General features: G+C 69.3%; 21 protein-coding genes and 3 pseudogenes. 11 read left to right on the top strand and 13 right to left on the bottom strand.

The window, feature by feature from the left end; all coding sequences use genetic code 11:
- Positions 1-106: 106 nt before the first annotated feature.
- A complete protein-coding gene (locus ABZ078_RS21090) occupies positions 107-322 on the top strand; it encodes a cation transporter (RefSeq protein WP_189906723.1) in 216 nt (71 codons plus the stop codon).
- Between the two features lie 318 nt (positions 323-640).
- On the opposite strand, the gene ABZ078_RS21085 is transcribed toward ABZ078_RS21090, so the two are convergent.
- The 4 genes and pseudogenes from ABZ078_RS21085 to ABZ078_RS21070 all read right to left on the bottom strand — a co-directional run bounded on the left by ABZ078_RS21085 (position 641) and on the right by ABZ078_RS21070 (position 3,609).
- A complete protein-coding gene (locus ABZ078_RS21085; RefSeq protein ID WP_356577371.1) occupies positions 641-907 on the bottom strand; it encodes a hypothetical protein in 267 nt (88 codons plus the stop codon).
- Positions 882-1,150, bottom strand: a pseudogene (locus tag ABZ078_RS21080) (hypothetical protein); the annotation flags it as partial. The pseudogene ABZ078_RS21080 and the gene ABZ078_RS21085, both read right to left, overlap by 26 nt.
- Before the next feature lie 777 nt (positions 1,151-1,927).
- Entirely contained in the window at positions 1,928-2,860 is a 933-nt protein-coding gene (locus ABZ078_RS21075) for a M15 family metallopeptidase (protein ID WP_356577328.1), read from the bottom strand.
- 107 nt (positions 2,861-2,967) lie between these two features.
- The gene (locus ABZ078_RS21070; protein ID WP_189906725.1) at positions 2,968-3,609 is read right to left on the bottom strand and encodes a GNAT family N-acetyltransferase; all 642 of its coding nucleotides are present in this window, start codon (positions 3,607-3,609) and stop codon (positions 2,968-2,970) included.
- Between the two features lie 305 nt (positions 3,610-3,914).
- On the opposite strand from ABZ078_RS21070, the pseudogene ABZ078_RS21065 reads away from it, so the two are divergent.
- A pseudogene (locus ABZ078_RS21065) lies at positions 3,915-4,079 on the top strand (BlaI/MecI/CopY family transcriptional regulator); the annotation flags it as partial.
- Positions 4,080-4,377: 298 nt separating this feature from the next.
- Here ABZ078_RS21065 and ABZ078_RS21060 read toward each other — a convergent pair.
- The 4 genes and pseudogenes from ABZ078_RS21060 to ABZ078_RS21045 all read right to left on the bottom strand — a co-directional run.
- Positions 4,378-6,069, bottom strand: a complete 1,692-nt coding sequence (locus ABZ078_RS21060) for a VanW family protein (RefSeq protein WP_189906744.1) — start codon at positions 6,067-6,069, stop codon at positions 4,378-4,380.
- An 813-nt stretch (positions 6,070-6,882) separates the two neighbouring features.
- Positions 6,883-7,152: a zf-HC2 domain-containing protein gene (locus ABZ078_RS21055; RefSeq protein WP_189906729.1), complete on the bottom strand. Its 270-nt coding sequence runs from the start codon at positions 7,150-7,152 to the stop codon at positions 6,883-6,885.
- An 814-nt stretch (positions 7,153-7,966) separates the two neighbouring features.
- On the bottom strand, positions 7,967-9,088 hold the full coding sequence (locus tag ABZ078_RS21050; protein ID WP_356577326.1) for a HoxN/HupN/NixA family nickel/cobalt transporter: 1,122 nt from the start codon (positions 9,086-9,088) through the stop codon (positions 7,967-7,969).
- Between the two features lie 515 nt (positions 9,089-9,603).
- Positions 9,604-10,350 (bottom strand): annotated as a pseudogene (locus ABZ078_RS21045) (M23 family metallopeptidase); the annotation flags it as partial.
- A 276-nt stretch (positions 10,351-10,626) separates the two neighbouring features.
- On the opposite strand from ABZ078_RS21045, the gene ABZ078_RS21040 reads away from it, so the two are divergent.
- Both ABZ078_RS21040 and ABZ078_RS21035 read left to right on the top strand, forming a co-directional pair.
- The gene (locus tag ABZ078_RS21040) at positions 10,627-10,773 is read left to right on the top strand and encodes a hypothetical protein (protein ID WP_356577369.1); all 147 of its coding nucleotides are present in this window, start codon (positions 10,627-10,629) and stop codon (positions 10,771-10,773) included.
- Positions 10,774-11,184: 411 nt separating this feature from the next.
- Positions 11,185-11,889 carry an ElyC/SanA/YdcF family protein gene (locus tag ABZ078_RS21035; protein WP_189906253.1) on the top strand — a complete coding sequence of 235 codons (705 nt, stop codon included), beginning with the start codon at positions 11,185-11,187 and terminating at the stop codon, positions 11,887-11,889.
- Positions 11,890-12,117: 228 nt separating this feature from the next.
- On the opposite strand, the gene ABZ078_RS21030 is transcribed toward ABZ078_RS21035, so the two are convergent.
- Positions 12,118-13,545: a hypothetical protein gene (locus ABZ078_RS21030; protein ID WP_189906255.1), complete on the bottom strand. Its 1,428-nt coding sequence runs from the start codon at positions 13,543-13,545 to the stop codon at positions 12,118-12,120.
- Between the two features lie 79 nt (positions 13,546-13,624).
- On the bottom strand, positions 13,625-14,839 hold the full coding sequence (locus tag ABZ078_RS21025; protein ID WP_189906257.1) for an Ig-like domain-containing protein: 1,215 nt from the start codon (positions 14,837-14,839) through the stop codon (positions 13,625-13,627).
- 135 nt (positions 14,840-14,974) lie between these two features.
- On the opposite strand from ABZ078_RS21025, the gene ABZ078_RS21020 reads away from it, so the two are divergent.
- The 4 genes from ABZ078_RS21020 (at position 14,975) to ABZ078_RS21005 (ending at position 20,022) form a co-directional block, all read left to right on the top strand.
- Entirely contained in the window at positions 14,975-16,663 is a 1,689-nt protein-coding gene (locus ABZ078_RS21020) for a cytochrome c biogenesis protein ResB (RefSeq protein WP_356577324.1), read from the top strand.
- Positions 16,660-17,766 (top strand): cytochrome c biogenesis protein, encoded by a 1,107-nt coding sequence (gene ccsB / locus ABZ078_RS21015; RefSeq protein WP_356577322.1) that lies wholly within the window; start codon positions 16,660-16,662, stop codon positions 17,764-17,766. Before ABZ078_RS21020 ends, ccsB begins: the two co-directional genes overlap by 4 nt.
- Positions 17,767-17,855: 89 nt before the next feature.
- Positions 17,856-18,305 carry a DUF6153 family protein gene (locus ABZ078_RS21010; RefSeq protein WP_189906310.1) on the top strand — a complete coding sequence of 150 codons (450 nt, stop codon included), beginning with the start codon at positions 17,856-17,858 and terminating at the stop codon, positions 18,303-18,305.
- 88 nt (positions 18,306-18,393) lie between these two features.
- Positions 18,394-20,022 carry a multicopper oxidase family protein gene (locus ABZ078_RS21005; RefSeq protein ID WP_189906259.1) on the top strand — a complete coding sequence of 543 codons (1,629 nt, stop codon included), beginning with the start codon at positions 18,394-18,396 and terminating at the stop codon, positions 20,020-20,022.
- Between the two features lie 3 nt (positions 20,023-20,025).
- On the opposite strand, the gene ABZ078_RS21000 is transcribed toward ABZ078_RS21005, so the two are convergent.
- The 3 genes from ABZ078_RS21000 to ABZ078_RS20990 form a co-directional block, all read right to left on the bottom strand.
- On the bottom strand, positions 20,026-20,232 hold the full coding sequence (locus ABZ078_RS21000) for a hypothetical protein (RefSeq protein ID WP_189906261.1): 207 nt from the start codon (positions 20,230-20,232) through the stop codon (positions 20,026-20,028).
- Between the two features lie 291 nt (positions 20,233-20,523).
- Complete coding sequence (locus ABZ078_RS20995; RefSeq protein WP_189906263.1) at positions 20,524-21,654, bottom strand: PLP-dependent cysteine synthase family protein; 1,131 nt, start codon at positions 21,652-21,654, stop codon at positions 20,524-20,526.
- A 99-nt stretch (positions 21,655-21,753) separates the two neighbouring features.
- The gene (locus ABZ078_RS20990; RefSeq protein WP_189906265.1) at positions 21,754-22,221 is read right to left on the bottom strand and encodes a hypothetical protein; all 468 of its coding nucleotides are present in this window, start codon (positions 22,219-22,221) and stop codon (positions 21,754-21,756) included.
- Between the two features lie 557 nt (positions 22,222-22,778).
- Between ABZ078_RS20990 and ABZ078_RS20985 the strand changes: the two genes are divergently transcribed.
- The 3 genes from ABZ078_RS20985 (at position 22,779) to ABZ078_RS20975 (ending at position 24,176) form a co-directional block, all read left to right on the top strand.
- On the top strand, positions 22,779-23,444 hold the full coding sequence (locus tag ABZ078_RS20985; protein WP_189906311.1) for a TVP38/TMEM64 family protein: 666 nt from the start codon (positions 22,779-22,781) through the stop codon (positions 23,442-23,444).
- 226 nt (positions 23,445-23,670) lie between these two features.
- Positions 23,671-23,898, top strand: a complete 228-nt coding sequence (locus ABZ078_RS20980; protein WP_189906267.1) for a hypothetical protein — start codon at positions 23,671-23,673, stop codon at positions 23,896-23,898.
- Positions 23,895-24,176 (top strand): hypothetical protein, encoded by a 282-nt coding sequence (locus tag ABZ078_RS20975; RefSeq protein ID WP_189906269.1) that lies wholly within the window; start codon positions 23,895-23,897, stop codon positions 24,174-24,176. Before ABZ078_RS20980 ends, ABZ078_RS20975 begins: the two co-directional genes overlap by 4 nt.
- The last annotated feature ends 161 nt before the right edge of the window (positions 24,177-24,337 follow it).

Genomic DNA, 24,337 nt, shown 5'->3' with positions numbered 1-24,337 from the left:
GGTTCGGGACCTGGAGGCGGGCCCGACCCATCGGGAAATCCTGTCCAGAGATCCAGTTACCCCCTAGGGGTATGATGATGCCTCCCTCTTGGGAAAGGAGCAGCGCATGGTTCAGGGGTATGTCGTCAAGGGCATGACGTGCGCTCACTGCGTTCAGGCCGTCAGCTCCGAACTCAAGGGCCTCCCAGGGGTCGAGGACGTCCAGGTGGATCTGCCGTCGGGCAAGGTCATGGTGACCAGCGAGCAGCCGCTGGATCGCGCGGCCGTAGCCGCCGCGGTCGACGAGGCCGGTTACGAGCTCGTCGGCGGAGAGCCCCAGTGACGCGGCGAGCGGAACTGCTGCGCCGGGCTGTCGGTCACCCCGTCGTCAGGCTCACGGCGGCGGCACTCCTCCAGGTCGCGGCCTCCCACCTTACGGATTCCTCAGCGGCTCCGGCTTGGAAGTCCTGCGCGTGCGGCGGCACCGCCCGTGCCGCCCGCTGAGAAGTGACGCAGGCGAGGGAGACTTCTGCCCCGCCGAGGGCGGGCATGCCCATTGAGCCAGAGGCCGATGGCCGGGAGCTGCGGTTGGGCGGTGGTGGCTCCGGGCACACGGAGGACCGTTCGGGGCCGGTTGCTCTTGGCCGGTGACCAGCCCTGGTCAGTGCACGTGCGGGCCGCCGGTCGACTGTGGTCTGCCTCGCGGTACGAGGCCCAGGGCCAGCACGGCTGCGGCGGCGGCCGCCACAGCACACACCGTGAACGCGTCGCCGAACCCGTCCACCGAGTCTCGCTCGAAGCCGGAGGCTGCGACGCTGGAGACGAGGGCCACGCCGATCAAGCCGCCCACCTCGTGGAAGGTGTTGACGACCCCCGAGGCGAGCTTCTCGACCTCGTCCCGCGCCGTCAGCATGCACCGTGAAGGCATTGCCCTCCTGGTGGAAGACCAGGAACAGGCGGTACGCACCGGCGCTGGGTGCCATCGTCGTGAAGGACACTTGGTGTTGCCGTCGCCGGGCTCGCGGTTCAGGTGCACGTGCGGGTAGGCGAGGGTCACCGGAGCGCAGGGCAACCTGATAGCCGGCGAATACGCGGTAACCGTCGGCCTTGGGCAGGGTGACGGGCGTCGACCAGGTGCCGTCCGCGACTGGGCGTGGTGCAGGTGGCGGTAGACGGTCAGCAGGCGGAAATCGGTAGAAGATCCTTGCCGTGCGGGTCTCCAGGCCGCCTGGCGGTTCCGCTGCGTGGCCGTCGGCCTTCGTTTCGTGATGCCGGCCGTTCTCCTTGCGCGGCCACGTGGCCTCGGAGCCACTGTGCGTGCTCTTCGGCTCGGTGGAGCGGCGCTGCGCAGACGGACGAGTTCGGTTGTGGCCGGGCAGTGCCACCCCGGCCAGTCAGTCAGCCAGCAGCCTCGTGAGGGTATAAATCTTGCACGGGGCCGTCATCTCGGCATGGTACCTAACGGTTGCGTCGTGGCCGTTCTTCATTGTCTATCTCGCCGCTTCAATGCTCGATCATCACCTTCACAAACGCACGATCGAAGGCGGCCCCCTCGGGGTCCCTGAGTTTCTGCAGGTTGGCTCGGACAGCGAGGCGGCCGTTGTCGTGTGGCTGCCTGCATCCGTGCGCGCCTCCCATGCCGCCCTCGTCGGCTGACCCGGACTTGTCCAGTGCCTGAGCCTGCCTCCTGTACGGCGGATACTCTGGCGACGTCCGCGTCGTTGAGCGCGTCCGGAGCGGACGTCGTCATGGCCGTACCGCCCTCGCTCGTGGAGGCGGACAATGTCCCGGACGTACCGTCACTCAAGTCATGCCACCCATGCCGCCGCACGCGTTGGGAAGCCCGGCTCCGGCACAAGCACCGGCGAGGACGAGAAGACGGCGGTGCGTGGGCGATCGGTCGGGACAGCGCGTCATGAGTGTGCCTTCGCTGGACCGTCTTCCGCGCTCACCCCGCCGAGGTCGACCGACCCACAGCCGACGGGCTGGCAGTGGACGGACTCGCTTTGGGCCCCTTGAAGGGCTTGGACGGGTATCCGGTGTCGAAGTGCATGTAGTCGGGGACCTTGATGTCCTGCCAGACCCAGCCCTCCTCCGTGAACGCACGCCAGACCAGGCCGCCCTTGAGGATCTTGCCCTTCCCCTCGGTGCGCTCGGCGTACTCGGCGCTCGGCGACCACTTCTTGGTCCGCAGGTTGATCCACGGGTTCTCGAGCGGGTTGATGTCGATCGCGCGGCCGTTGGCGTGCGGGGACTCTCTGAACGGGGCGTTGATCTGGTCGGGGCGCCGGCAGTTGAACGCGGAGGTGTTGTCGGCGGCCAGGCTGGCGTTGAGGTCTCCATCGTAGACCTCCATCGGCTCCATACGGCGGATGGGAAAGCCTTCCTCGAACAGCCGCGTGAAGATGCGGACGACGCTGGCCGTCACATCGGCGTTGACCACGAGGACGCCGCGGTGCACTTCGCCGTCGAAGCCAAGGTAGTTCATCTCCACCCGGCGCAGCTGGTCGCGGACGTCAGGACAGCCCTTGCGCCACAGTCCTGCTTTGACCATGCGGGACCACTGGGCGTCCGTGATCGACGTGACGACGGCGTCCAGGGACGGTGCGGGGGACGGGGCTGGGATCAGGCTGGGCGTCCGTGAGGGCCGCGCCGAGGCCGTCTCATAGCTGTCGGTACCCGGCGGCGTGGACGGTGCCTCCTTGGACGCAGATGAGGATGAGCAGCCGCTGACCAGAAGCGCCGTCGTGGAGAGCAGTGCCACTCCTGCGAGGGTGAGTTTGAGGCGCCGCGTGCGGGCGGATGACGGCGTGTGGCGGTACGGGTGGTGGGGGCGGGCAGCGGTGCGCGTGTGCTCCGCCTCTGGTGCGTCGCTGGTCAAGCAGGGACTCCTGGAGTGCTTCCGGGGCAGCTGTGCCGAGCACGGAGGTGCTCCGCGGTGCGAGGTTGGTCTGGTCGGTCCTAGGTGAGGCGGACGGGGCCGGCGCCTCAGTGGCGCTCCGGTGTCAGTCCCTGGTGCAGCGCGAAGTCGTACGTGAGGAGGCGGCGGCCCTCGGGCGTGCGAATTTCTCCCTGAGGCAGCCAGCCGTGCCGCTCGTAGTACGGTCCCGCCCCGCCCTCGGCGGCGGTGACGAGGGTGACACGCGCGCAGCCCGCATCGGTCGCGTCCTTCACGAAGCGCGCGATCAACCTGGCCCCTATGCCACGGCAGCGGGCGTGCTCGGCCACGACGACGTAATCCAGGACAGCGGTGATGCCGACGGGACCGGCGGCGGGAACCTGCACGGCCGTCCGGTTGGGTATCAGCTTGCGGCCGTAGCGCACCAGCCGGGTACGTACGAAGTACAGCGCTAGGCGCGGCCGCAGACACAGGCTGCCCAGGGCGCGCAGCAGCAGACTGCGCCCAGACTCGCGCAGCACATGGCGGCGGTGCGCCGCCGGGTCGATCCCGCCGATGAGGAAACCCACCGGCTGTCCGCCCATCTCCGCGATGTAAGCACGCGCATCCGGGCCGGTGAGGTAGGTCCGGTTGTACGCGGCCAGGAACTTCGGCCCGAGGCGCGCGAAGAAGCCGTCCGGAAAGTGTCTCAGGTGCTCGGCTACCACGAACGGGAGGTCGTCCGGGTCCATGAACCGGATCCGGAAGCCGCTGTCCGCGCGCTGGTCGTCGGCTCTGCTCTCCCCGACCGAAGGCCCTTGAGGGGACCGGTGCGGGACGGACAGGGCAGGGCTCGGGTATGCGGCTGAGCGCGTATCGGCGTCCACACAAAAGAAACTACTACATTGCTTAAAAACTTAGTAGATCAGTTGTTCTCTCGAGGGGCGGAGCTCTCGACCCCGGCCCCGCTTGGCGGACTGGTGTCCGCGAGACAGACGACGCCAACACCCGGGAGAGAGCCGGGATACGACCACTTGGTGAGCTCGAAGCTGAGATCATGCGCGTGGTGTGGCAGAGCGAAGAACCCCTCGCCGTTCGCTCCCTGACGAACGTGCTCGCCGAACAGCGCTCACTGCCCGTCACTACGGTGATGACCGTTACGGAGCGGCTGCGGGAGAGGGGCCGGCTGACCCGGGCCAGGACGGACGCTCCTACCGCTACAGCGCCGCCTCACGGGACGACGGTACTGACCAGGTCATCCACGAGCTCCTGCGCTGCCAGGTCCGTGAGAACGAACCGGCGCCTGGTCCGCGACTACGAGCACCGCCCGTCCTCCTCTGCCTCCCGCGTCTACGGGCGATGGCCATGTCATGAGTTTCACCAGGAAGCAGTGGCTGACCGAAGCCCGCGACCGGACCAGGAGGCGAGTGTTCGCGGCACAGCCAGTCGTGGGTGAGGTCACCCGCTCATCCAACCCTGTTCCCTCTGCATTCGACACGCGCCTCCGGGCCCCGTGTCCGTCAACCGGCAGTCTCTCCTTCGCAGGTGACCTTGTCGCGCGGCACGTACCGCGTCTTGAAGGTCTCCCGCTTGACTTCCTTGCCGTCGTTCTTGAAAACCCGGTCGACCGCGACGTCGAAGCCTTCGAGCGGGGTCTGTGGCACGCACTTGTCGCCGGAGCCCTCGCGGGTTGCGGGCTTTTTGACGTTGGTGCGCGGGCCCTTGACCGATTCGATCTCGTCGTACTTCTTGGTGCCGAGGAAGGTGACCGTGATGGAGCTGTCCGTGGCGCGCGCGTCGATGTAGATGGCGTTGCCGGAGTCGTTTTTGAACTTCAGGTCGAGGCTTCCCCAGGCCACCGTAGCCTCGCGACCCTCCGGATAGCGCTCGATGTAAAAGGAGTGGGCTCCGTACTCCACCGGCTTCACTCCTGCGAAGAAGAGGGCGTTGAAGGTCGTTGTGGCGACGGCGGAGACGCCGCCGCCTGCCGCCTTCTCGAACTGGTTGTTGTTGATGATGATGCCTTCGACGAACCCGTTGGCCTCGGTCCGCTCGCCAACGGTGCGGTTGAAGCTCCAGGTCTCGCCTGGCAGCACGACGGAGCCGTTGATCAGTTCCGCGGCGCGGCCGATGTTCTTGACGCGGTAGGGAGCGGGCTCGAAGTTGACCGTGAAGGTCGACATCTGCTCCTTGATGCCCAAGCGGCCGATGTCGTCGCGGGTCAGTTTGGGCTGCACCTTCTCGGTGGTCACCGACCCGGTGCGGGCCGCCCCGGTCTCGGTCAGCAGCGGCAGCACGGCCTTCTGCAGCGCCTTGGCCGTGACCTCCTGCCCGGCCTTGCCGTCCGAGGCCACCACCACGCGCCCGTCGTCCAGGCGCAGCTTCGCGTTGACCGCCTTGTCGGTGACCTGTGCGAGGGGACTTGCCACCGCCGGATCGGCCAGGAGCCCCTTGCCGTCGAGCACCGGCTTCAGCCTATTTGCCTCGTCCGGTTTCATGGTGAGGTGCTTGCTCAGCGTCGCCGGGCTGATCTCGATCTTCCGACTCCCCACGGTCAGCGTGACGGGCGCCGACATCGCGGGGGCGGCGAACTCCTTCATCGCACGGTTCACCTCCGCTGTGCCGATCTTGGGTTCGGTCGTGCGGACCGGCAGATGGACCGGCTCCGTGCCCTGGCCGGGGATCACCGAAGCCAGTGCCCTGACTGCTTCGTCCACGTCCAGGGATTGTCCGGATACGGGCTTCACGGTTGTCGGCTCTCCCGCGTGGAAGGTGACGGCGCCTTCCCGGACCTTCCGGTCGTGCGCTCTCGCCGTCTTGGCCAGTGCGGCGCGTACCTTCGCCTCGTCCACGCGGATCACCGGTTCGACCACGCGGTCACCGCTGGTGAACAGGCGACCGATCACGGTGATCGGGTCGGACCCCGCCTGCGCGGCGCGGGCGACGGTCTCCTCACTGTCCAGCGAGAATCCGCTCGCGTCGATGGCGGCAGCGCTGTCGCCGATGCGTACCTGCACCGGCTCCGACCAGGCGCCCCCCAGGTCGGTGTCCAGCTTCTTTTGGGCCTGCGAGCGGCTCATCTCTCCGATGTCCACACCGCTCACCCGGGTGCCCTCGGGTACCTCGTCACTGGAAGCCAGCAGCCCGGCCAGATACAGCCCGCCGAAGCCGACACCCGCTGCCGCCCCCGCGACGAGCGCGACACGGCCTATTCGGCGACGAGCCGATGACCGGGGGTCTGCGGTGTCGGCGGGGTCGGTGGGGTCGGCGGGCGGGCCGAGAAGGGATGAGCGGAGCACGGATGGTTCTCCTCGTCTGTGACGGTCGCAGGTGCCGGGGGGCTGGCGCCCAGCGGTGCGCATGCCGGGCGATGAGGTGAAGACGCTTGTGGTGGTTCCGTAAGATCCGCCGCCGGTCAGGCTCCGGAGTCGCTGTCCCGCCCCCTCGCCGGCCGCGAGGCTCGGATGCGCCGAGACGGCGGGTCATGTCGTCGGGTGGGAGGGGGAAGAGCCGGGCGGGTGGAGTCGTACGTCATGGCCGGGATCACCGGAATGCCGGACGGCGGCGGGCCTGCTCCGCGCCGCATCCCGCACCCGCAGTCTCCGTGTCGGCGTCGAGGATCTCACCGACGAATCCCGGGTTCCGGACACACCACGACCATCGCGCTGCGAACGCTTCATGAGCATGCGACGGGCTGTGCCTCGGCCCGGCTTGGGTTCGGGTGCGGCACCTCCCGCCGGTCGTGGAGCTGCCCGCCTCCCGCGGCCCGGCTGAGGCGTGGTGCTGCCGGGGCCGCCGGAACGGCCAATGGCATGGTGCGGGCGCGGGTCGGCCGCTTGGGCGATGGGCACGAGAGCTCCTGTTCTCCGGCAGGTGTCCCATGACGGTGATGTCGTTCGGACTCGCCGCTGGGCCGGTTGCCCGTCTGATCGGAACTCATCCTATCTTCTAGCGAACTAAGTCAGTTAGTTGATGGGTGGGCGCCGGTCGGCCCACAGCGTTCGTGAGAGGTCCGAGGGTGGTCGTCATGCCGTCCACGGCGGTACTGCTCCGGTGAAGCCCCTGGTCTGTGGAGAGCGGCTGTACGGGCCGCGCATCCTGGCCTCGGTCGGCAGGGGCAGTGCCTCGTGGAGCAGCCGCACCACGTCGGCGAGGTCGTCGCGCTCGGAGCGGCACGCGGCACAGCGTGCGAGGTGGATCTCGATAGGCGCGTCTTCCCCCGGCTCGAGGGCCTCGAGCACGTACGCCCCGAGCCACTCGCGGATTTCGTCGCATCCTGCTGGCGGATTCGACATGCGCCCTCACCCTCTCGTTTCACGTCCGGCGTTTCGGGAGCGGTCAGGTGGCCTGGTCAGAGGCCAGGTGATCCCTGCCTCAGCAGCGGGGACGCCCTGCTTTTGTGGCCGGGTACCCCCCGGTGCCGCTTGTCCTGCGATGTGCTGCGGCTGCGAATCGTCGCCCGCTGCGACCGAAGCGACGGCCGGCGTCGCACCGTCCCGGCGAAACCGCCGCGCTCGGTGCCCGGCCGCCGTGCCGCGGCATCCCTCTCGATCACCGTCAACCGGCGCCGGTCGGCCGTCGTCGATGACTCGCCTTGCAGGACGATGCGGATGGAATTGAACGTGCTGCTTTCGTCAGCGGGCAGACGCAGTGGCGCGGGGCCGAAAGGCCGCCTCAGGTGGCCCGCGTGTCTTCCCCTTCGCGGCCTTTGTGCGCCGCCACCCGCCCGGAGCCGGCCACCGAATTCTACTAAGTGACTTAGATTATAGCTTGTGAAGGTGACCGGTGCTGCAGGACCGGGCGCCGCATTGGCCGCGTATGGACTGGCTGTGGCGTGCCACCGGGCGGCTGGGCATGCGCTGCATGGCGATTCAAGAGCCTGGGGGAGTGCACCGCGCCGCTCATCGAACAACCTGGGCCACGGACGCGCCAGGCGACCGCACCGGCACGACACTGCTACGGCTGTTCTGCGGGTTGGACGGCGACGACGATCGCCGAGCTATGGGCGGCACTCGTCACCATGCGGGACATAAGTCGGGATGAGGGAGGGGCGCTCCCGGCCCAAGCCCCGCGCCAGCCCGGTGCACTCCGCCGGGAACAAGAGCGGGCTCACGCGGAGGTCGGGTCGGGATCGGCCTCGGTGCGCGCGGGGTACCGCTCGTCGTAGCGGCGCACCTTCCACAGTGCGACGGCGCCGATCCAGGTCGCCAGGAAGGTGACCACGATGACGATGCCGATCGTGTTGAAGTCGATGGCGGCGAGCCACGACCAGGGTGCGCGGTCGGCCGCGCCGAGTTGTTCGGCGAGCAGGACGACCAGTTCCACGGTGCCGACCACGAAGGCCACGAAGATCGACAGGCCGGTCATGGTGAGGTTGTAGTAGATCTTGCGGACCGGGTTGGTGAACGACCATTCGTACGCCTTGGCCATGAACACCCCGTCCGTCGTGTCCATCAGGCTCATGCCGGCCGCGAAGATCAGCGGCAGCGCGATGATGGCGAGGGGTGGCAGGGTGCCGTCCGCGGCGGAGCCCGCCGCGAGACCGAGGGCGCCGACCTGGGTGGCGGTGTCGAAGCCGAGGCCGAAGAGCAGGCCCACGAAGTAGAGCTGCCAGCTGTGGTTGATGAACCTGTTGTAGCGGCCCTTGAAGACGCGGTTCATCAGCCCGCGGTCTGCCAGCAGCCGCTCCAGTTCCTCGGGCTGGTGGCGGCTCGCCTTGGCCTCGCGCCAGGCCCTGATGATGCCGCGCAGTACGGCGAAGTTCAGGGCGGCGATGGCGTAGAGGAACAAGCCCGAGACCAGTGTGCCGATGATGCCGCCGATGTCGGCGAAGCCCGCCTGGAAGCGGTTCGCGGCCTGGGCGGCGAAGGCGATGCCGATGGAGAGGCCGAAGACCACGGTGGAGTGCCCGAGTGAGAAGGCCAGACCGACGCCGAGCGGGCCCTTGCCCTTCTGCAGCAGGTAGCGGGTTGTGTCGTCGATGGCCGAGATGTGGTCCGCGTCGAAGGCGTGCCGCATGCCCAGGGTGTAGGCGATCCCGGCCGCTCCGGCGTACAGCAGCTGGCCCTGGCTGTCGGCGAGTCCGCTGTAGCGCGCGTTGTAGTACGCGAAGAGACCGAAGCCCGCGATGTGGAGTACCGCGATGAACCCGTACATCGCCGCAAGGCGCCGTATCTCACTGTCGTCGAACCGGAGGCGCCGCCGGGTAGTGGGGGCGGTCTGCGTGGTCATGGGGGCATCCCTCCGGGTCGGCTCCGCTGCGGCTACTAATGCGTTTCGTGATTATATGCAACATACTTGCAGCAAGCCCCGGCCCTGGTGGACGGGCCCCAGGCGCGGCTCGGTGCTCGGCTGGTCCAACGCGCCACGGACGCACTCCACAGCCGACGCTGCGGCCAGATGCCTGCATCTCGACGAGACCCCTCCACGCCCGGAGGGTCCGTTCGCCGTCCTCGTGGCGGTTGTCGGCCTCGGCCGGCTCCATGTGCCTTAACGCGGCCGAGGTGAGCGACATCGGGGCGGCTCCAGGCCTGTGTCTGGCCGGGGGGGGGCTGTCTGGGTTGGCCTGGCCTGGGCGCGGTCCGGCTTCGCTCCGATCTGCCTCGCGCTTGCGCCGGTACGGCTGGAGTAGGTAAGCGCGCCTACCGGCACGGATTCTGGTTCAGTGGTCACCGGCCTGCTTGCCCGGCATGGCCCGGATTCTGGCGTCAGATCCGTCGGTGCGCCGACACCGGCTCCGTCGTTGCTTACGTCGGGTCGAGGCCATGGCTGCGCAGCCACGCCAGCGGATCGATCGCGGGGCCACCGCCCGGGTGGACTTCCAGGTGGAGGTGAGGGCCCGACGAGTTGCCGGAGCTGCCGGCGTAGCCGATCACGGTCCCCGCCTTGACGTACCCGGAGCGGATCCGGGCACTGGCGAGGTGCGCGTACCAGGTCTGTGTGCCGTCGGGGGCTGTCACCTCGACGATGTTCCCGTAGGAGGAATTCCACTTGGCGACGACCGTGCCGTCGGTCACCGCCATCACGGGTGTGTTCATGGGCACAGGGAAGTCGAGCCCGGTATGCCGGCTCGACCACATGGAGCCGACGGCTCCGAACAGTTCGCCGACTCCTTTCTGCGTGACGGGGAGTACGAACTTCGGGCGCATTGCCTCCCTGCGTGCGGCCTCCGCCTTCTTGCGGGCCGCTTCCGCGGCTCTGCGCCTCTGTTCCTCCCGCCGCTGCTGTTGAAGGTCGACGCGCTCCTGGGTGCGGGTCGCCCGATCGGCGAAGTCATCGGCTTCCCGGCTCAGTGTGGTGAGCTGGGTGTCGAACTCGCTGTTGGCCGCGGCAGGTTCGACGCTCGGGCCGGGGGCGGCCTGGGGCTCCTTGCCGCCGCTGAAACCGACGGAGGCGGCTGCGATCCCGGCCATACCCAGGAACGCGGCCGAGGGGGCGACGACGGTCAGGAACGCGGATCCCCGACGGGGCGCCCGGCGACCTCGCCCACTGGCGCGGCGCGACGCTCTCCGGCCAGTGGGGCCGCTGGTTGCGCAGTCTCCTTCGGGCGCTTCGGGTACGGGCGGCGACGCGATTACCTCGTCGCCGGAAGGCGCTGGGCCGGATATGGCGGGGCCTGATATGTCTGCGTCGGGAGCCGAAGAGTCCTGGCCGGCGGAGGCCGCCCACTGGTCCCCGTGCCATGGCTCGCTCAGCTCGGTCGGATAGCCGGGGTGCTCCCACGGAAGAGCCGCGTCATGGCCAGAATGGGGTGCGGGCCAGGCGTGATCATGGACGACAGGTTCGCCCTGTGTGCCAGGCGCCCCACCGAAGAGTGGATCCGGCTCGGCATATCCGGCGTACGGCTGCGCGAAGCCGTGATCCGCGTGGCCGTCGACTCGAAGCGGCATTGCCCACTGGGAGCTCTCCGGCCCTGACGAGTGCGGTACGTCGGGGACCACTGCCGAGGGCCAGGCCCCCGAAGCACGACCGTAGTCCACCAGCACCTTCTCTTTCACCAGGGCAGCCGAGGGGCGGGCGGTGCCTGCGCCTGCGGTGAGGCCGCCTGATCCCGGACCAAGCGAATACTAACCTACTACGTAACCATTTCGAGATGGGCGGCCGACCAGGCCGCCCCGCCACTGAGTCTGATGGAGTGTCACTGCAGTGACCTGCGGCATTCAGCGTGTTGGGTGAGGTTGGTCACGCTGTGAGGGCGAGCGGAGACCATGTGCGACGTCTGTCGTTTGCCCCAGCAGCGGCGGGTGTCGAGTCGCCGCAGACCGCCGAGACGCACAAGCCGCGCCGCTGAGGAAAACGGTGGCCGACGAACCAGGGGGATTACCGTCATGCGTCTATCGCGCCCGCACCTGCGCGCTGTTCTCAGGCCGCGCCTCCCGCGCACACGCGCGGTCCAGCGACGGGCCGTGCAGGCTCTGATGCTGCTGTGCGTGCTGGCACTGCTACCCGTGACGTGGGTGTTCACGACAGCGGACGACCGGCTGCGGACGACGGCCGACGTCCCCCGCACCGATGTCGCCGTGGTCTTCGGCGCGGGCCTGCTGTGGAACGGCGAGCCGTCGATCTTCCTCGCCAACCGCCTCGACGCGGCGGCCGAGCTGTACCGCGAGGGTCGCGTCAAGGCAGTCCTGGTCACCGGAGACAACAGCAGTCACCACTACAACGAACCGCACAGCATGCGGCACTACCTCACCCATCGCGGGGTGCCCGCCGACCGCATCGTCAGTGACTACGCCGGCTTCGACACCTGGGACTCCTGCGTGCGGGCCAAGAAGATCTTCGGCGTCGACCGGGCGATCCTGGTCAGCCAGGGCTTCCACATCCGCCGGGCGGTCGCCCTGTGCCAGGAGGCGGGCGTCGACTCGTACGGCGTCAGCGCGGCCGACCACCACGATGCCGTCTGGTACTACGGCGCCACCCGCGAACTGTTCGCCGCGAGCAAGGCGGCCCTGGACGTGATGGTCGAGCCCGACCCCCAGTTCCTCGGACCGAAGGAACCGGGGGTGGAGAGGGCGCTGGCCGACGCCCCGTGATGAGGCGTCGGCTGACGAGCCGTTGAGTCGGCGTGCACATCTCCCGAAGCCGCGCATGACCTGCCGGTCCTCCGCCGCCCACAGGACGTGGACCTCGTGCCGTTCAAGCGACGCCCTCACCGAGGCCGGTCGCCCAGGCTGGCACGCGCGGCCCACCGCCCCGCCGCCGTGCCGGACCAGCACTCCGACAGCCGGGCCATGATCGTCCCGCCGTGGGGAGTGGCACGCTCATGCCTGGGGCAGCTGTGTGCGGCCGCGGCCGGAGCGGGCGACGGCGACCAGGATGACCCCCGACAGCCCGTACAGCGCGACGGCGGCGGTCATCCTGCCCGCGCCGTCCTTCTGCGGGGCGGGAGGGAGGTAGAGCGGCCGAGTCTCCTGCAGAACCTGTGAGGATCCGGCCTCGACCGGTATCCAGGTCTCCGTCGACCGCGTCCCGGTGTCGGGGAAGGCGGCGTAGACGAACCAGCGACCGGAATCCGGCACCACGATGCTCCCGCGGTAGACGCCGCTGCCGGACGATTGAAGGGGTGCGGACAGTTCCTCCCCGGCACGTCGTGCGACGAGGGTGGCGCCACTCGTTGTGCCCGGCTCCGGAGCCACGGTGACGTCGATGCGGGAGCCGCGCACCATCGCCCGCCAGCGGGCCTCGCCGGCCTCGGTTCCCTGGCCCGGGTCGTGCGCGACCGCTCGCCCGGTCGACAGCAGGGGCAGCGCCAACGTCAGCGCGGCGACCGCGAGCCCGGCCGTCCGGATGAACGGGAGCCCGGTGCGCGGCAGTCCCTCGGCAAGGAGCACGACCAGTGCCGAGCCGCCGAGCGAGACCAGCAGGGATGGCACGATCCGGTCGGCCGCGAGGGTCGTGCCGTGCGGCAGGACGGGAAGCAGCGGCACGTACGCCGCGTGTACGGCGAGGGGAACGACCGGCGCCAGCCCCCACGGAGACGTCCGCCACCCCCGGACCACATCGGCCGCGAGGGCTACGACGAGCACGGGCGGCACGATCGGAGTGGAGTGCCCGAGACCGGCGAGGACCGGAATCACCGCCAGCCGCACGGCGGTGGCGACCAGGGCCGCGCGTGTGACGGCCCATGGGTGCGGGTCGAACCGCCGGATCAGCACGATCGCCAGGGTGATCCCGGTGGCGGCGGCGGGCAGGAACCAGACGGGCGAGTACTGCGGTACGTCGGATTCGTACTCCATGACCGGCGCCAGCGAGGCGGCGAGCACGAGTCCGCTGCCGAGCACCAGCGACCCGCCGCCGCCCTCGGCGGCAATGGCCCGCAGGAGGGTGACGGCCAGGGCGAACGTGGCCACGATGGCGAGCAGGTGCGGCGGGCTCCACAGCACCGCATCCCGGCCGAACGCGACGTGCCAGGCCTCGTCCGCCGGAGCCGAGATGCCGATGGCTCCGGCGGACACGACCGCCCATCGCAGCAGTGGGTCCGCCATCGTCGTACGAAGGTCCTGGCCACGGGACCTCTCGATCCCCCACCACGCGGTGGCGGCGAGAGTCACCATGAGGGAGCCGTAGAGCAGCGCGTGCGGTGGGCTCCAGAAGGTGTCCCGGCCCACGTCGGTGTGCAGGGAGTCGTCCCAGTACATGGCGAACAGTGCCAGCAGCCCGCCTGCCGCCGCGGTGATGAGCCGGTTCATGCTCTCCGTCTGCCTTCGGGGTGAGTGATGGCTATGCGGTGAGCGTATACCCCTAGGGGGTATAAGGGAACCCTGTGGGTCAGTCGAGGGCGCTGCCCTTCTTCCAGGTCTCCCAGTCGACGTTCCAGGCTCCGTAGCCGTTGTTGACCGCCACGGTGTCCGTGGAGTTGACGACGGTGACGGGGTCGCCGAGGTGGACCTGGTCGTAGAACCACTTGGCGTCCGCCGTGCTCATGCCGATGCAGCCGTGGCTGGCGTTGACGCGGCCGAACTTGCCCTCGTTCCAGGGTGCCGCGTGGGCGTACGTCCCCGAGGGGGTGAGCTGGACGTCCCACTTCACCGACTCCATGTCGTACGCCTCGGGGCCGAAGATGCCGACCGTGGCGGAGTTCATGCGGATGCTGGGGACCTTGCTCAGCACGACCATCGTGCCGTTCCAGGTCTCGAAGTCCTTCTTGCCGGTGGAGACCTTCAGCGTGCGCAGCGTCTTGCCGTTTTTCGCCACCGTCATCGTCTTCTTCACGACGTCCACGGTGCTGGTCACGGCATCGCCGATGGTGAAATTCACGACGCGCTGCTGAGTGCCGTACACGGCGTTGCCCGCATCGACGCCGGCCAGGTCCATGCGCAGGGTGACCTTGGTGCCCGGCTTCCAGAACTCCTTGGGGCGGTAGTCGACGCGGTCCTTGCCGTCGCGGTCCTTCATCCAGCTCCAGGCACCCTCGACCGCCGGGGAGGACGTGACCTTGAGCTTCCGCTCGACCGCCGCCTTGTCGTGGATCGGCTTGTTGAACGTGATCGACACCGGCATGGCGACACCGACCTTCGCGCCCTTGTCGGGGTTGTAGGTGCCGACGAAGGTGTTCTCGGCCGCCTCCGTAGTGAAGGAGGCGGTATCGGTGAGGGCCGACCCGTCGGACGCCTTGCCCTTGGCGTTCACCGTGTAGGTCGCGCCCGGGGCGAGCGGCGTGCTCGAGGTCCATACGGACTTGTCCTTGGACCAGGTGCCCGAGAGCTTGCCCGGGCCGGGGGAGATGACCTCGACGGACGACAGGGACCCGCCCTGGGCGCGCACCGTCACCTTCCGGCTGACCGGCACCTTCTGGCTCTCGGCGCCCGGCTCCACGACTATCGCAGCCGGGCCGCCGTTCTTCCCGCCGTCGGCCGCCAAGTCCGAGCTGCTGTCCGCCTTGCCGCCGGCGCTGCACGCGGCGAGGACGACGGCAGCGGCGGAGGCGAGCGCGAGCGGCTGTACGGTCCGGCGGCTCAGCCGTGCTGTCAGGCGCTGTCGCATGACACCCCTCTCCAGAGTCTCTAAAGGAGCTAAGTGCTTTCGTAGACGAGTGAATGACGCACTCGGTTCCCGGAATCGGCAGGCTGGCGCGGGGCCGGGTGCAGAACGGATTCTGCCGTATGGCAGACTCCTCACGTGGCTACTAGTGATTTTCGTAGTCTCGCTGATCCACCCGCGCAAGGCGATGCGTCCGCGAGCGACTCCGCGCGGCAGGACGGCGAGCCCAAGGGGCTCGGGCCGGTCGGCTGGCTGCGCTGGTTCTGGCGTTCGCTGACCTCGATGCGTACGGCGCTGATCCTGCTGCTCCTGCTCGCGCTCGCCGCAGTGCCCGGCTCCCTGGTCCCCCAGGAGGGGAGGCAACCCGCCCAGGCCGCGGACTTCCGCGAGCGCAACCCGAACCTCGCACCGCTCCTGGACAAGCTCGGCTTCTTCGACGTCTACTCCTCGCCCTGGTTCGCCGCCGTCTACCTGCTGCTCTTCATCTCGCTGGCCGGCTGCATCGTGCCGCGGATCCTGCAGTACGTGCGCACCCTCCGCTCCCACCCGCCGGCCGCGCCCAAGCGGCTCGACCGCCTGCCTCAGCACTGCAGCTGGACGGCGTCGGCGGACCGGGGCGAGGTGCTGCTCACCGGCGCGGACCTGCTGCGGCGGCGGCGCTTCCGCGTCGCCGTCCACATGGAGGGGAACGGCTCGGTCGCGGCGGAGAAGGGGTACCTGCGCGAGGCAGGGAACCTGCTGTTCCACGCCTCCCTGTTCGGGCTTCTCATCGCGCTCGCCGTCGGCAGTCTCTTCGGCACGACCGGCCAAAAGCTGGTCCTGGAGGGGGACAGCTTCACCAACACCCTCACGCAGTACGACGACTTCAGCCCCGGCACGCTGGCCTCCGCCGACAGCCTGAAGCCGTTCAGCTTCCGGCTCAAGGGCTTCTCGGCCACGTATCAGCGCAGCGACCCGCAGCGCGGCACCGCGAGCTCCTTCGTCGCGCGCCTGAACTACAGCACGAGCGACGGCGGGCCGAGTCGGGACACCCTGGTCGAGGTAAACAAGCCGTTGGAGGTGGACGGCTCCAAGGTCTTCCTGCTCGGCCACGGCTACGCCCCGGTCGTCACCGTCCGCGACGGCAAGGGCGAGATCGCGTGGCAGGGGCCCGCCGCGTTCCTTCCGCAGGACGGCAACCTGACCTCGACGGGCGTGATCAAGGCACCGGACGCCCGCAACCGCAACGGCAAGCGGGACGGCCTCGGCTTCACGGGCCTCTTCCTGCCCACCGTCCAGCTGGACTTGAACGGCTGGCGGTCCTCCTTCCCTGCCACGGACGACCCGGCGTTGGTCCTGACTGCCTTCCACGGCGACCTCGGCATGGACAGCGGGAAGCCGCAGAACGTCTACCAGCTCGACTCAAGCCGGATGACCCAGTTCCGCAAGGCCGACGGCTCCCCGTTCGCGCAGGCGCTGCGCCCCGGCGACCGGATGACACTGCCCGGTGGTGCCGGCTCACTCACCTTCGACGGCATCAAGCAGTGGGCGAGCTTCCAGATCGCCCGCAACCCCAGCAACAGCATGGCTCTGTGGAGTTCGGTCGCCATGGGACTCGGCCTGTGCGCGTCGCTCTTCGTCCGCCGACGGCGGGTGTGGGTGCGTGTGGAGCCCACGCTCTCCGATCGCGTACGGATCACGGTCGCCGGACTGGACCCCAGTGGTACCGACCGGACGGCCGAGGAAGTGGCCGAGCTCGCCGAGGAGTTGCGCGAGCGGTACCCCGACTTGAAGAACGTCAAGGCAGACGTGGAAACCCCCGAGCCCCTGCCTCAGGAGCAGACGTGAGCAACACCTCTCTCGCGGACCAGAACCTGGCCCAGCTCGCCAACTGGCTGATGTACTCGGCGATCGCCGTCTATCTGCTCGCCTTCGTCGCCGCGTGCGCGGAGTGGGCGTTCGGAAGCCGAGGGCCGGGCGGTCGTACGTCCGCCGGGTCTTCGGCGGAACAACAGACTCCGGTCGCGCCCTCACGCGGCCGGACAAGGAGCGCGGTCGTGGGCGGTGCGTCGGGAAGCAGCACGCAAGTGCTGGCACCGCCCGCGGCCGCGCCTCCGGAGAAACCCCAGGTGCCGGTGGGAGACGGTCCCGGAGCAGCCGGAAGCAGCCCCAAGGCCGACCTCGTCGGACGGATCGGCGTCTCGCTGACCGTGCTGGCTCTTCTGCTGCACTCCGGCTCGGTGCTGACCCGCGGTCTCGCGGTGAGTCGTCCGCCATGGGGCAACATGTACGAGTTCTCCACCGCCTTCGCCCTCATGGCGTCGGCCGCGTACGTCGGCCTGCTCGCCGCCCGTAAGCCCGTGAGATGGCTGGGAGTCCCGGTCCTGTTCTCGGTCCTGCTCACCCTCGGTCTCGCGGTGTCGGTGCTGTACGTCGACTCCGCCCAACTCGTGCCCGCCCTGCACTCCTACTGGCTGTGGATCCACGTCTCCGCCGCGATCATCTCCGGCGGCGTGTTCCACACCGCTGCCGTGGTCAGCTTGCTGTACCTGTTCCGCGACCGGTGGGAGCGTGCAGCGGCGGCCGGTCGTGAGCAGAGCCGGGCAGCTGCGCTGCTGGGGCGTTTGCCGTCCGCACGGACGCTGGACAAGCTGGCCTACCGGCTGACCGCTCTGGTCTTCCCCCTGTGGACGTTCGCGATCATCGCCGGTGCAGTGTGGGCGGAGGCCGCCTGGGGCCGCTACTGGGGCTGGGACCCCAAGGAGACGTGGGCCTTCATCACCTGGGTGGCCTACGCGGCGTACCTGCATGCCCGTGCCACCGCCGGGTGGAAGGGGCGGCGCGCGGCGGTGCTCGGCCTCGTGGCCTTCGCCACGTTCGTCTTCAACTACTACGGCGTCAACATCTTCATTACCGGCCTGCACTCGTACGGAGGGCTGCCGACCAAGTGACGATCTGATCTGTCCTTCGATGTTGTAGCTTACCCCCGGGGGGTAAGATGCCTACGTCGGCGAACGGCAAGCGCGACCAGGTGGAGATCATGACGATACGGGCAGCTCACAGCGGCGGCAGGGCCGTCCGCTGGACGTATGGGGCGTTCCTCGCCCTGTGCGTCGCGCTGGCCGTACTCGTCCATCACGAGACGGTCACGACGGGCGCCTCCCGCATGATGGGCGCTTCTGCCATGCCCGCGAAGGATGTCGCCTCCATGCGGGGCGCTGCCCATGCCGCACACGTCATGCCGGGAAAGACGTCGCCGACCACCTGGGAGGCGTCCTCCGCGCATAACGCCGATGCCGGCGGTTGCGCCGAGCCTGGCATGCAGCACTGCACCACGGCGAGCATCGGCTCCGCACAGCTTGCCGTGCCTGGTGAGACCGGGGTGTCCCTGCTCGCGGACCTCCGGGAGGGCACGCAAGAACGCACGCCATCCGGTACGGTCGGCCGCGCCCCTCCCGACCTGTCTGTCCTCTCTCTGCTGCGTATATAGGCCACCTCCACGAGACGGTGCGTGTCATGTGACGTGCCGTCCCTCCGTGACCACATCCGCAGTGACCGACGCAGAGGACAACAACGCAATGAACAGCATCAACCGCCGCTCCGTCCTGCTCGCCGGACTGGGAGCCGCAGGCGCCGGCGCGCTCGCCGCCTGCACCAACGGGAGCGGCTCCAGTGGCAAGGCCCTGATCAGCCCCTCCGCCTCCGCGGTCGCCGCGAAGGAGAAGAAGCGCAAGGGCACCGGACGCCAGCAGAAGCTCACCCTGACCGCGGCGCCCGCCATGATCGACCTCGGCGGCGGCGTCATGCCCAAGACCTGGGCCTTCGACGGCCGCACCCCGGGCAAGGAGATCCGGCTCTCCGTCGGCGACACCCTGGTCGCCGAGCTGTCCAACCAGCTCCCCAACAAGACCACCACGTCGATCCACTGGCACGGCATCGCCATGCGCAACGACATGGACGGCGTACCCCCGGTCACCCAGTCAGCAGTCCGGGCCGGCTCCACCTTCACCTACCGGTTCATCACCGACCACCCAGGCACCTTCTTCTTCCACCCCCACGTCGGTGTCCAGCTCGACCGCGGCCTGTACGCCCCGCTCATCGTCGAAGACCCCAAGGAGACCCTCGACTACGACGACGAGTGGGTCGTCCTCCTCGACGACTGGGTCGACGGCGTCACCGGCACCCCCGACGAGGTCTTCGCCGAACTCAGGCAGGGCATGGGCGGCATGGGCCACGACATGGGAGACAGCAGCAGCCCCAGCTCCAGCGGCATGGAAGGCCATGACATGGGGGACATGGGCGGCATGGACATGGAGGGCGGTTCCGCGTCCCCGTCCGCCTCGGCCTCCTCGTCCGGCGGCATGTCGATGAAGTTCATGCTGATGGGCGCCGAGAGTGAACTGCTCGGCGGCGACGCCGGTGACGTGAAGTACCCGCACCACCTGATCAACGGCCGGGTAGCGACCGATCCGGACGTCTACACCGGCAAGCCCGGCAAGAAGGTACGACTGCGGATCATCAACGCGGGCGGGGACACCGCCTACCGCGTTGCCCTCGGCGGCCACAAGCTGACCATCACCCACACCGACGGCTTCCCGGTCCAGCACCAGGAGGTCGACGCCCTGCTGGTCGGCATGGGCGAGCGCTACGACGTCCTGGTCACCCTTGGGGAAGGGGTCTTCCCGCTCGTCGCCGTGGCGGAGGGCAAGAACGCCAACGGCTTCGCCCTGGTGCGTACGGGTTCGGGCAGCGCCCCGAAGCCGACCGTCCGTCCGAAGGAGCTCAACGGCATGATCATGTCCGCGTCGCAGCTGCGCGCCGCGGACGACGTGCGCCTGAAGTCGGCCAAGACCGACGTGACGCACCAGATCAAGCTGACCGGCGGCATGGACAAGTACAACTGGGCCATCAACGGCAGGCCGTTCGACATGAAGGACCCCGAGGCGAACCCGATCCTCATCCAGGAGGGCCAGCGCGTACGACTCGACTTCGTCAACGACACCGACATGTGGCACCCGATGCACCTGCACGGCCACACGTACCAAATCGGCGACTCCGGGCCGCGCAAGGACACCGCGATCGTGCTGCCCAAGAAGAAGCTGTCCGTCTTCTTCGACGCCGACAACCCGGGCCAGTGGATGCTGCACTGCCACAACGCCTACCACGGCGAGGCCGGGATGATGGCCAACGTGGCCTATCAGGCCTGACGTTCACCTCGCGCCGTCCGGGCGGGCCATCGGCCGACGATGAGCCTGCCCGGGGCGGTGTGCGGCGACCTGAACATCCGCGGGATGACTGGCCGCGGCCGCAGCCAGCGGCAGGGAGACGAGCAGCAGCAACCAGCGGACGGCGCGCTGCTCGGTCTGGAGCAGCAGGTCGGAGTGCGCCTCCTGGTTGGCCTCCGGCGCCACAAGCAAGACAACAACCGTCGCGACCGCGCGGGCCGACGGCGGGGGACCCGGAGGTTGAGCCACCGGCCCCGCAGCCGGCGGCGGCCGCACCGCTTTATGGCCTCCCGGTGGGCCGACTTGTCACCTCTCGGCGGCAGCTGGTGGAAGGCCGGAATCTCGCTCGCCATCGCACCTCACCGTTGCGAGCCTGGCCACCCAGGCGGCCCCATGCCCATGCCGTCCGCCAGGTGCACGGCCAGCTACGGCATCAGCAGCGGACGCAGCCGTTGAACGAACGAAACTGCACGGCGAGGGACTTCATCGCGCGGCCCACCGCGGTGGGGTGACGTGGGTGCAGCGGGTCCAGCGCTCGACCGTCCGCTCGCCTGGGCGCGCGATCTCGTCCGGGTCGGTGGCCGGGAAGCTGCGCAGGAGATCGTGGGCGCGGCAGTACTCGTCGCTGTAGACGGTGTTCCAGTAGCGGTGCACACCGTCGGGGAAGACCGCCGCGATCCGGGTGTGCTCGGGCTCGGTGCGGGCCAGCCAGTTCGCGACCAGGGCGACCGCTCCCACGCTCCAGCCGCCGCTGGCGTAGTGGCCGCGGGCCAGCTGTCGGCAGGTCCACACGGCCTCGCCCGGGGCCACCCAGTGCACCTCGTCGAAGGCCGCGTGGTCAACGTTGCCAGGGTGGATGCTGCTGCCCAGGCCGCGCATGAGGCGCGGTCCTGCCGGCTGCCCGAAGACGGTGGAGTTGATCGAGTCGACGCCGACGAGCTTCAGTTCCGGGTTGAAGGTGCGCAGGGTGCGGGCGATGCCGGCGGAGTGGCCGCCGGTGCCGACCGCCGCGACCAGGACGTCGATGCGGCCGAGCTGGACCGTCAGTTCGAGGGCGAGTGGCGCGTAGGCGGCGACGTTGTCGGGGTTGTTGTACTGGTCGGGGCACCAGGCCGACGGCGTACGGTGGAGGAGCTCGCGTACGCGCTGGCGGCGCGCCTCCTGCCATCCGCCCACGGGGTGGGGCTCGGTGACGACGTCCACGTGCGCGCCGAGAGCCCGCAGTTGATGCACCATCAGTGGCTCCATGCCGGGGTCGGTGACCAGGGTGACCGGGTGGCCGTAGGTGATGCCGGCCAGGGCGAGGCCGAGGCCGAGGGTGCCGCTGGTGGACTCGATGACGCGGGCGCCCGGCGCCAGCTCGCCGCGTTTGCGCGCAGCGGCGACCATGTGAAGGCCCGGGCGGTCCTTGATGCCGCCGGGGTTGCAGCCTTCCAGCTTCGCCCAGAAGCCGCGGCCGACCGGGTGGAAGGGTTCCCCTACCCACAGGACGGGGGTGTTGCCGACCATGCCGGCCGGTGACCGGCGCGGGGCACCTGCCGGTTGGGGGAGCTCGTGTGCCGCGAGGAACGAGGTGATGTCGTGCGAGGAGACGCTGCGCAGAGCCGTGCTCATGAGTGGGTCCTTCCGCGGCCCGCTCATGGCGGGCCGCACGTCCGTGCCGTACGTGGGGGGTGTGCCGGAACGCCCGGCGCGGACGCCGGGCGGGCACGGTCAGGTACGGCTGACGCAGACCACTCGCAGCAGAGCTGGACCGGTGGACCAAGAAGTGCCGGACGCGTCCCCGCCACCCGGTGGAGTCCCGGACGCGGCGGAGCCCTCCGGGCGGCGGCGGCCCAGTGGGAGGAGCGCGAGGAGCAGGAACGCCGGGAACACCGTCCCGGCTGAGGGACGAAGCTGCACGGGCACGTCCGCCGGATCGCAGCACAGGACGTGGTGGTGTCCGGAGTGCCCGTCGTCGGTCACGGAACAAGCCGGACCGGTGATCAGGGCGGCCGCGAGGGCGCCCGCCCCGTGCTCCCCGTGCGCGTGAGAAGCGGCCGACACCGCAGAACCGTGGTCCTCCCCTGCGTGCACCGCGCACGCCACCAGATGGGCCGTGAGTGTCAGCACCAGGCCCACCAGGAAGACGAGTGCCGGCCTGCGCGACGACGCCGCGCGGCCGACGGATTCCTGCGGCATGCCACTGATCGTATGCAGAACATCACGATCCGCCACTCTGATGCGCATGTGCGTGAAATATCTGGTCCTGCCGAACCCGGCCCACCGTGCACTGCTGAGGGGCTTAGCAGAGGTACTTGCTCATCGGCCAGGGCTGCCGGCGGGCGGCCCTGGCGCCCTTCGCGCCCGTCTGCCGTTCAGCGCCCCTATGTGGCACGCGCGTGGGACCGGGGGTTCGATGCAGGTGCGGCGACTGGCTCCGGAGAAGTCCGTCACTCGGACCCAGGTGATCCCGGAGGCGGCCGCGGGGAGGTGGGTCGTTGTGGCGGGCAGGAGGAGATGTGATCGTTGATCATCCGAGAGAGCCGCTCGGCAATCAGTGTGCCAGCCTCCTTGCTCGGCCTTATCGCCCTTACGCGCGGTGGCCGACCCTACGTTCTGATCCGCACCCGTTGCGCCGGCCCACACAACCCCACGCTGCTCGCAAGGGTGGGCAGGGCATGGTCTCGCATAGGTGGCAGCCCCGTTTCCGGGGCGCGACCGGGTGAAAACCTCGTAGGTACACTCGGCACGTGCGTATGACACCGGCCGCTCGGCTGGCTCTCCTCGTCCTGGTCCTGGCGACAGCGGCCGGTTCCCTGTTTCTGTGGGACCCTCGGCGGGTCCTCTCGCAAGGGCTGCTCGCTCCGGGCGTTCCCGTCGTGTGGGCGGGGCTCGGTTTCGTGCTCGTGTTCGCGATCGGCACCCTGGCCTTCTTTCCCAAGCCAGTACTCAACGTCGCGGCCGGGGTGTTCTTCGGCATCCCAGCAGGGCTGGTGCTCGCGGTGGCGGGGACGACCCTCGGCGCGGTCCTGGCCTTCGCGCTCGGCCGGGGGCTCGGCCGCGAGGCGCTTCGGCCGTTCCTCAAGGGGAAGGTGCTGGCCGCGTTGGACCGGCGGCTCACGGAACAGGGCTTCCGCAGCATCTTTCTGCTGCGCGTCCTGCCGGGCGTCCCCTTCCAGGCGGTCAACTTCGCGGCCGCCTTCTCCGGCGTACGGCTGCGCTCCTTCGCCGTCGCCACAGCGCTGGGTGTGCTGCCGGGAACGGCCGCCTACGTCGTCGCGGGGGCCTCGGCCTCGTCACCGACCTCCCCGGCATTCCTGATCTCGGTCGGTGCCATGATCGCGCTCGCAGCCCTCACGCTCGGCTCGATGTGGCGCTCCCGTGGGGCGGTCACCGCGCCGACGGCTCATGGGCTGGCCTGACAGGGACTGATCAGCGGGCCGCCGCGCTCGATCTTCGTCAAATCGCCCTCTTGCACTTCCGGTGCGCTGGAAGTCGGCCTCTCTCCCTATGAACCTTAGTACCTAAGTCGAATAGGATATGGGTGTCGGCTGCCGCCGTTCGTGGAAGAGCACCCCGACGGCACGGGTGGTGTTCGGTGCCGCTGAGCCGGCGGTCGACTCCGTTCCCATCGAAGAGAGAACTGTGATGAGTCAGCTGCTCACTGTCCTGCCTCTGCTGGCCTGCCCGCTGGTCATGGGCGCCATGATGTGGTTCATGAACCGGTCCCGGAAGGCCGAGACCTACACGGCGGAGGGCGCGTCCGCGCCCGATCCGCGGCGCAAGGAGCTGGAGGCGCTGCGCGCGGAGGTCGACGCGCTGCGGGCCCGGGTCGGCCGTGAGCCCGACGTTCCGGTCCGGGAGCAGACGCCGTGAGCGGCTACGTCCTGCCCCTGCTGCTCACCGCGGCGTCGCTGGCGATGATGTACTTCTGCTGCGTACGGCCGATGCGTCGGGGTACCGCCGGACATGCGGGCCCGCATCGGCAGGCGGCGGCGCGTTCGTGCTGCGGGGCGCCAGGCGGGCAGACGGACCAGGACGCGGACGTCGACGCCGAGATCAAGCGGCTGCGCGAAGAGGCGCAACTGCTGCGTCACGAGGCGGACCAGCGGTCCGATGACGCCGGGCGGTCCGTGAAGGATGAGTTCCGCTGACCCGTTCGCTCTTCGCTGTACGACGTCCTCCGACGCCGTTCCCCGCCTCGCGGGGCCGCCGCGACGTCAGGTGTGCACCTCACCGTACTGGCTGGGGGTCGCGCCGGCGGTACGGCAGACGGCTGGCAGTGGAGCAGCGGCCCTCCCGCGGCGGCGACCGG

This window comes from Streptomyces sp. NPDC006385 (genome assembly GCF_040612485.1).
In the GTDB taxonomy this organism is placed as follows: Bacteria; Actinomycetota; Actinomycetes; order Streptomycetales; family Streptomycetaceae; genus Streptomyces.
This window is presented reverse-complemented; position numbering and strand designations above follow the sequence as displayed.

Excerpts from the sequence above, each read along its gene's own strand:
- ABZ078_RS20990 (WP_189906265.1), bottom strand. The coding sequence starts at position 22,221 with ATGCCGCAGGAATCCGTCGGCCGCGCGGCGTCGTCGCGCAGGCCGGCA.
- ABZ078_RS21035 (WP_189906253.1), top strand. The coding sequence starts at position 11,185 with ATGCGTCTATCGCGCCCGCACCTGCGCGCTGTTCTCAGGCCGCGCCTC.
- ABZ078_RS21070 (WP_189906725.1), bottom strand. The coding sequence starts at position 3,609 with ATGGACCCGGACGACCTCCCGTTCGTGGTAGCCGAGCACCTGAGACAC.
- ABZ078_RS21055 (WP_189906729.1), bottom strand. The coding sequence starts at position 7,152 with ATGTCGAATCCGCCAGCAGGATGCGACGAAATCCGCGAGTGGCTCGGG.
- ABZ078_RS21030 (WP_189906255.1), bottom strand. The coding sequence starts at position 13,545 with ATGAACCGGCTCATCACCGCGGCGGCAGGCGGGCTGCTGGCACTGTTC.
- ABZ078_RS20980 (WP_189906267.1), top strand. The coding sequence starts at position 23,671 with ATGAGTCAGCTGCTCACTGTCCTGCCTCTGCTGGCCTGCCCGCTGGTC.
- ABZ078_RS21050 (WP_356577326.1), bottom strand. The coding sequence starts at position 9,088 with ATGACCACGCAGACCGCCCCCACTACCCGGCGGCGCCTCCGGTTCGAC.
- ABZ078_RS21010 (WP_189906310.1), top strand. The coding sequence starts at position 17,856 with ATGACGATACGGGCAGCTCACAGCGGCGGCAGGGCCGTCCGCTGGACG.
- ABZ078_RS21090 (WP_189906723.1), top strand. The coding sequence starts at position 107 with ATGGTTCAGGGGTATGTCGTCAAGGGCATGACGTGCGCTCACTGCGTT.
- ABZ078_RS20995 (WP_189906263.1), bottom strand. The coding sequence starts at position 21,654 with ATGAGCACGGCTCTGCGCAGCGTCTCCTCGCACGACATCACCTCGTTC.
- ABZ078_RS21005 (WP_189906259.1), top strand. The coding sequence starts at position 18,394 with ATGAACAGCATCAACCGCCGCTCCGTCCTGCTCGCCGGACTGGGAGCC.
- ABZ078_RS21040 (WP_356577369.1), top strand. The coding sequence starts at position 10,627 with ATGGACGACAGGTTCGCCCTGTGTGCCAGGCGCCCCACCGAAGAGTGG.
- ABZ078_RS20985 (WP_189906311.1), top strand. The coding sequence starts at position 22,779 with ATGACACCGGCCGCTCGGCTGGCTCTCCTCGTCCTGGTCCTGGCGACA.
- ABZ078_RS21025 (WP_189906257.1), bottom strand. The coding sequence starts at position 14,839 with ATGCGACAGCGCCTGACAGCACGGCTGAGCCGCCGGACCGTACAGCCG.
- ABZ078_RS21085 (WP_356577371.1), bottom strand. The coding sequence starts at position 907 with ATGCCTTCACGGTGCATGCTGACGGCGCGGGACGAGGTCGAGAAGCTC.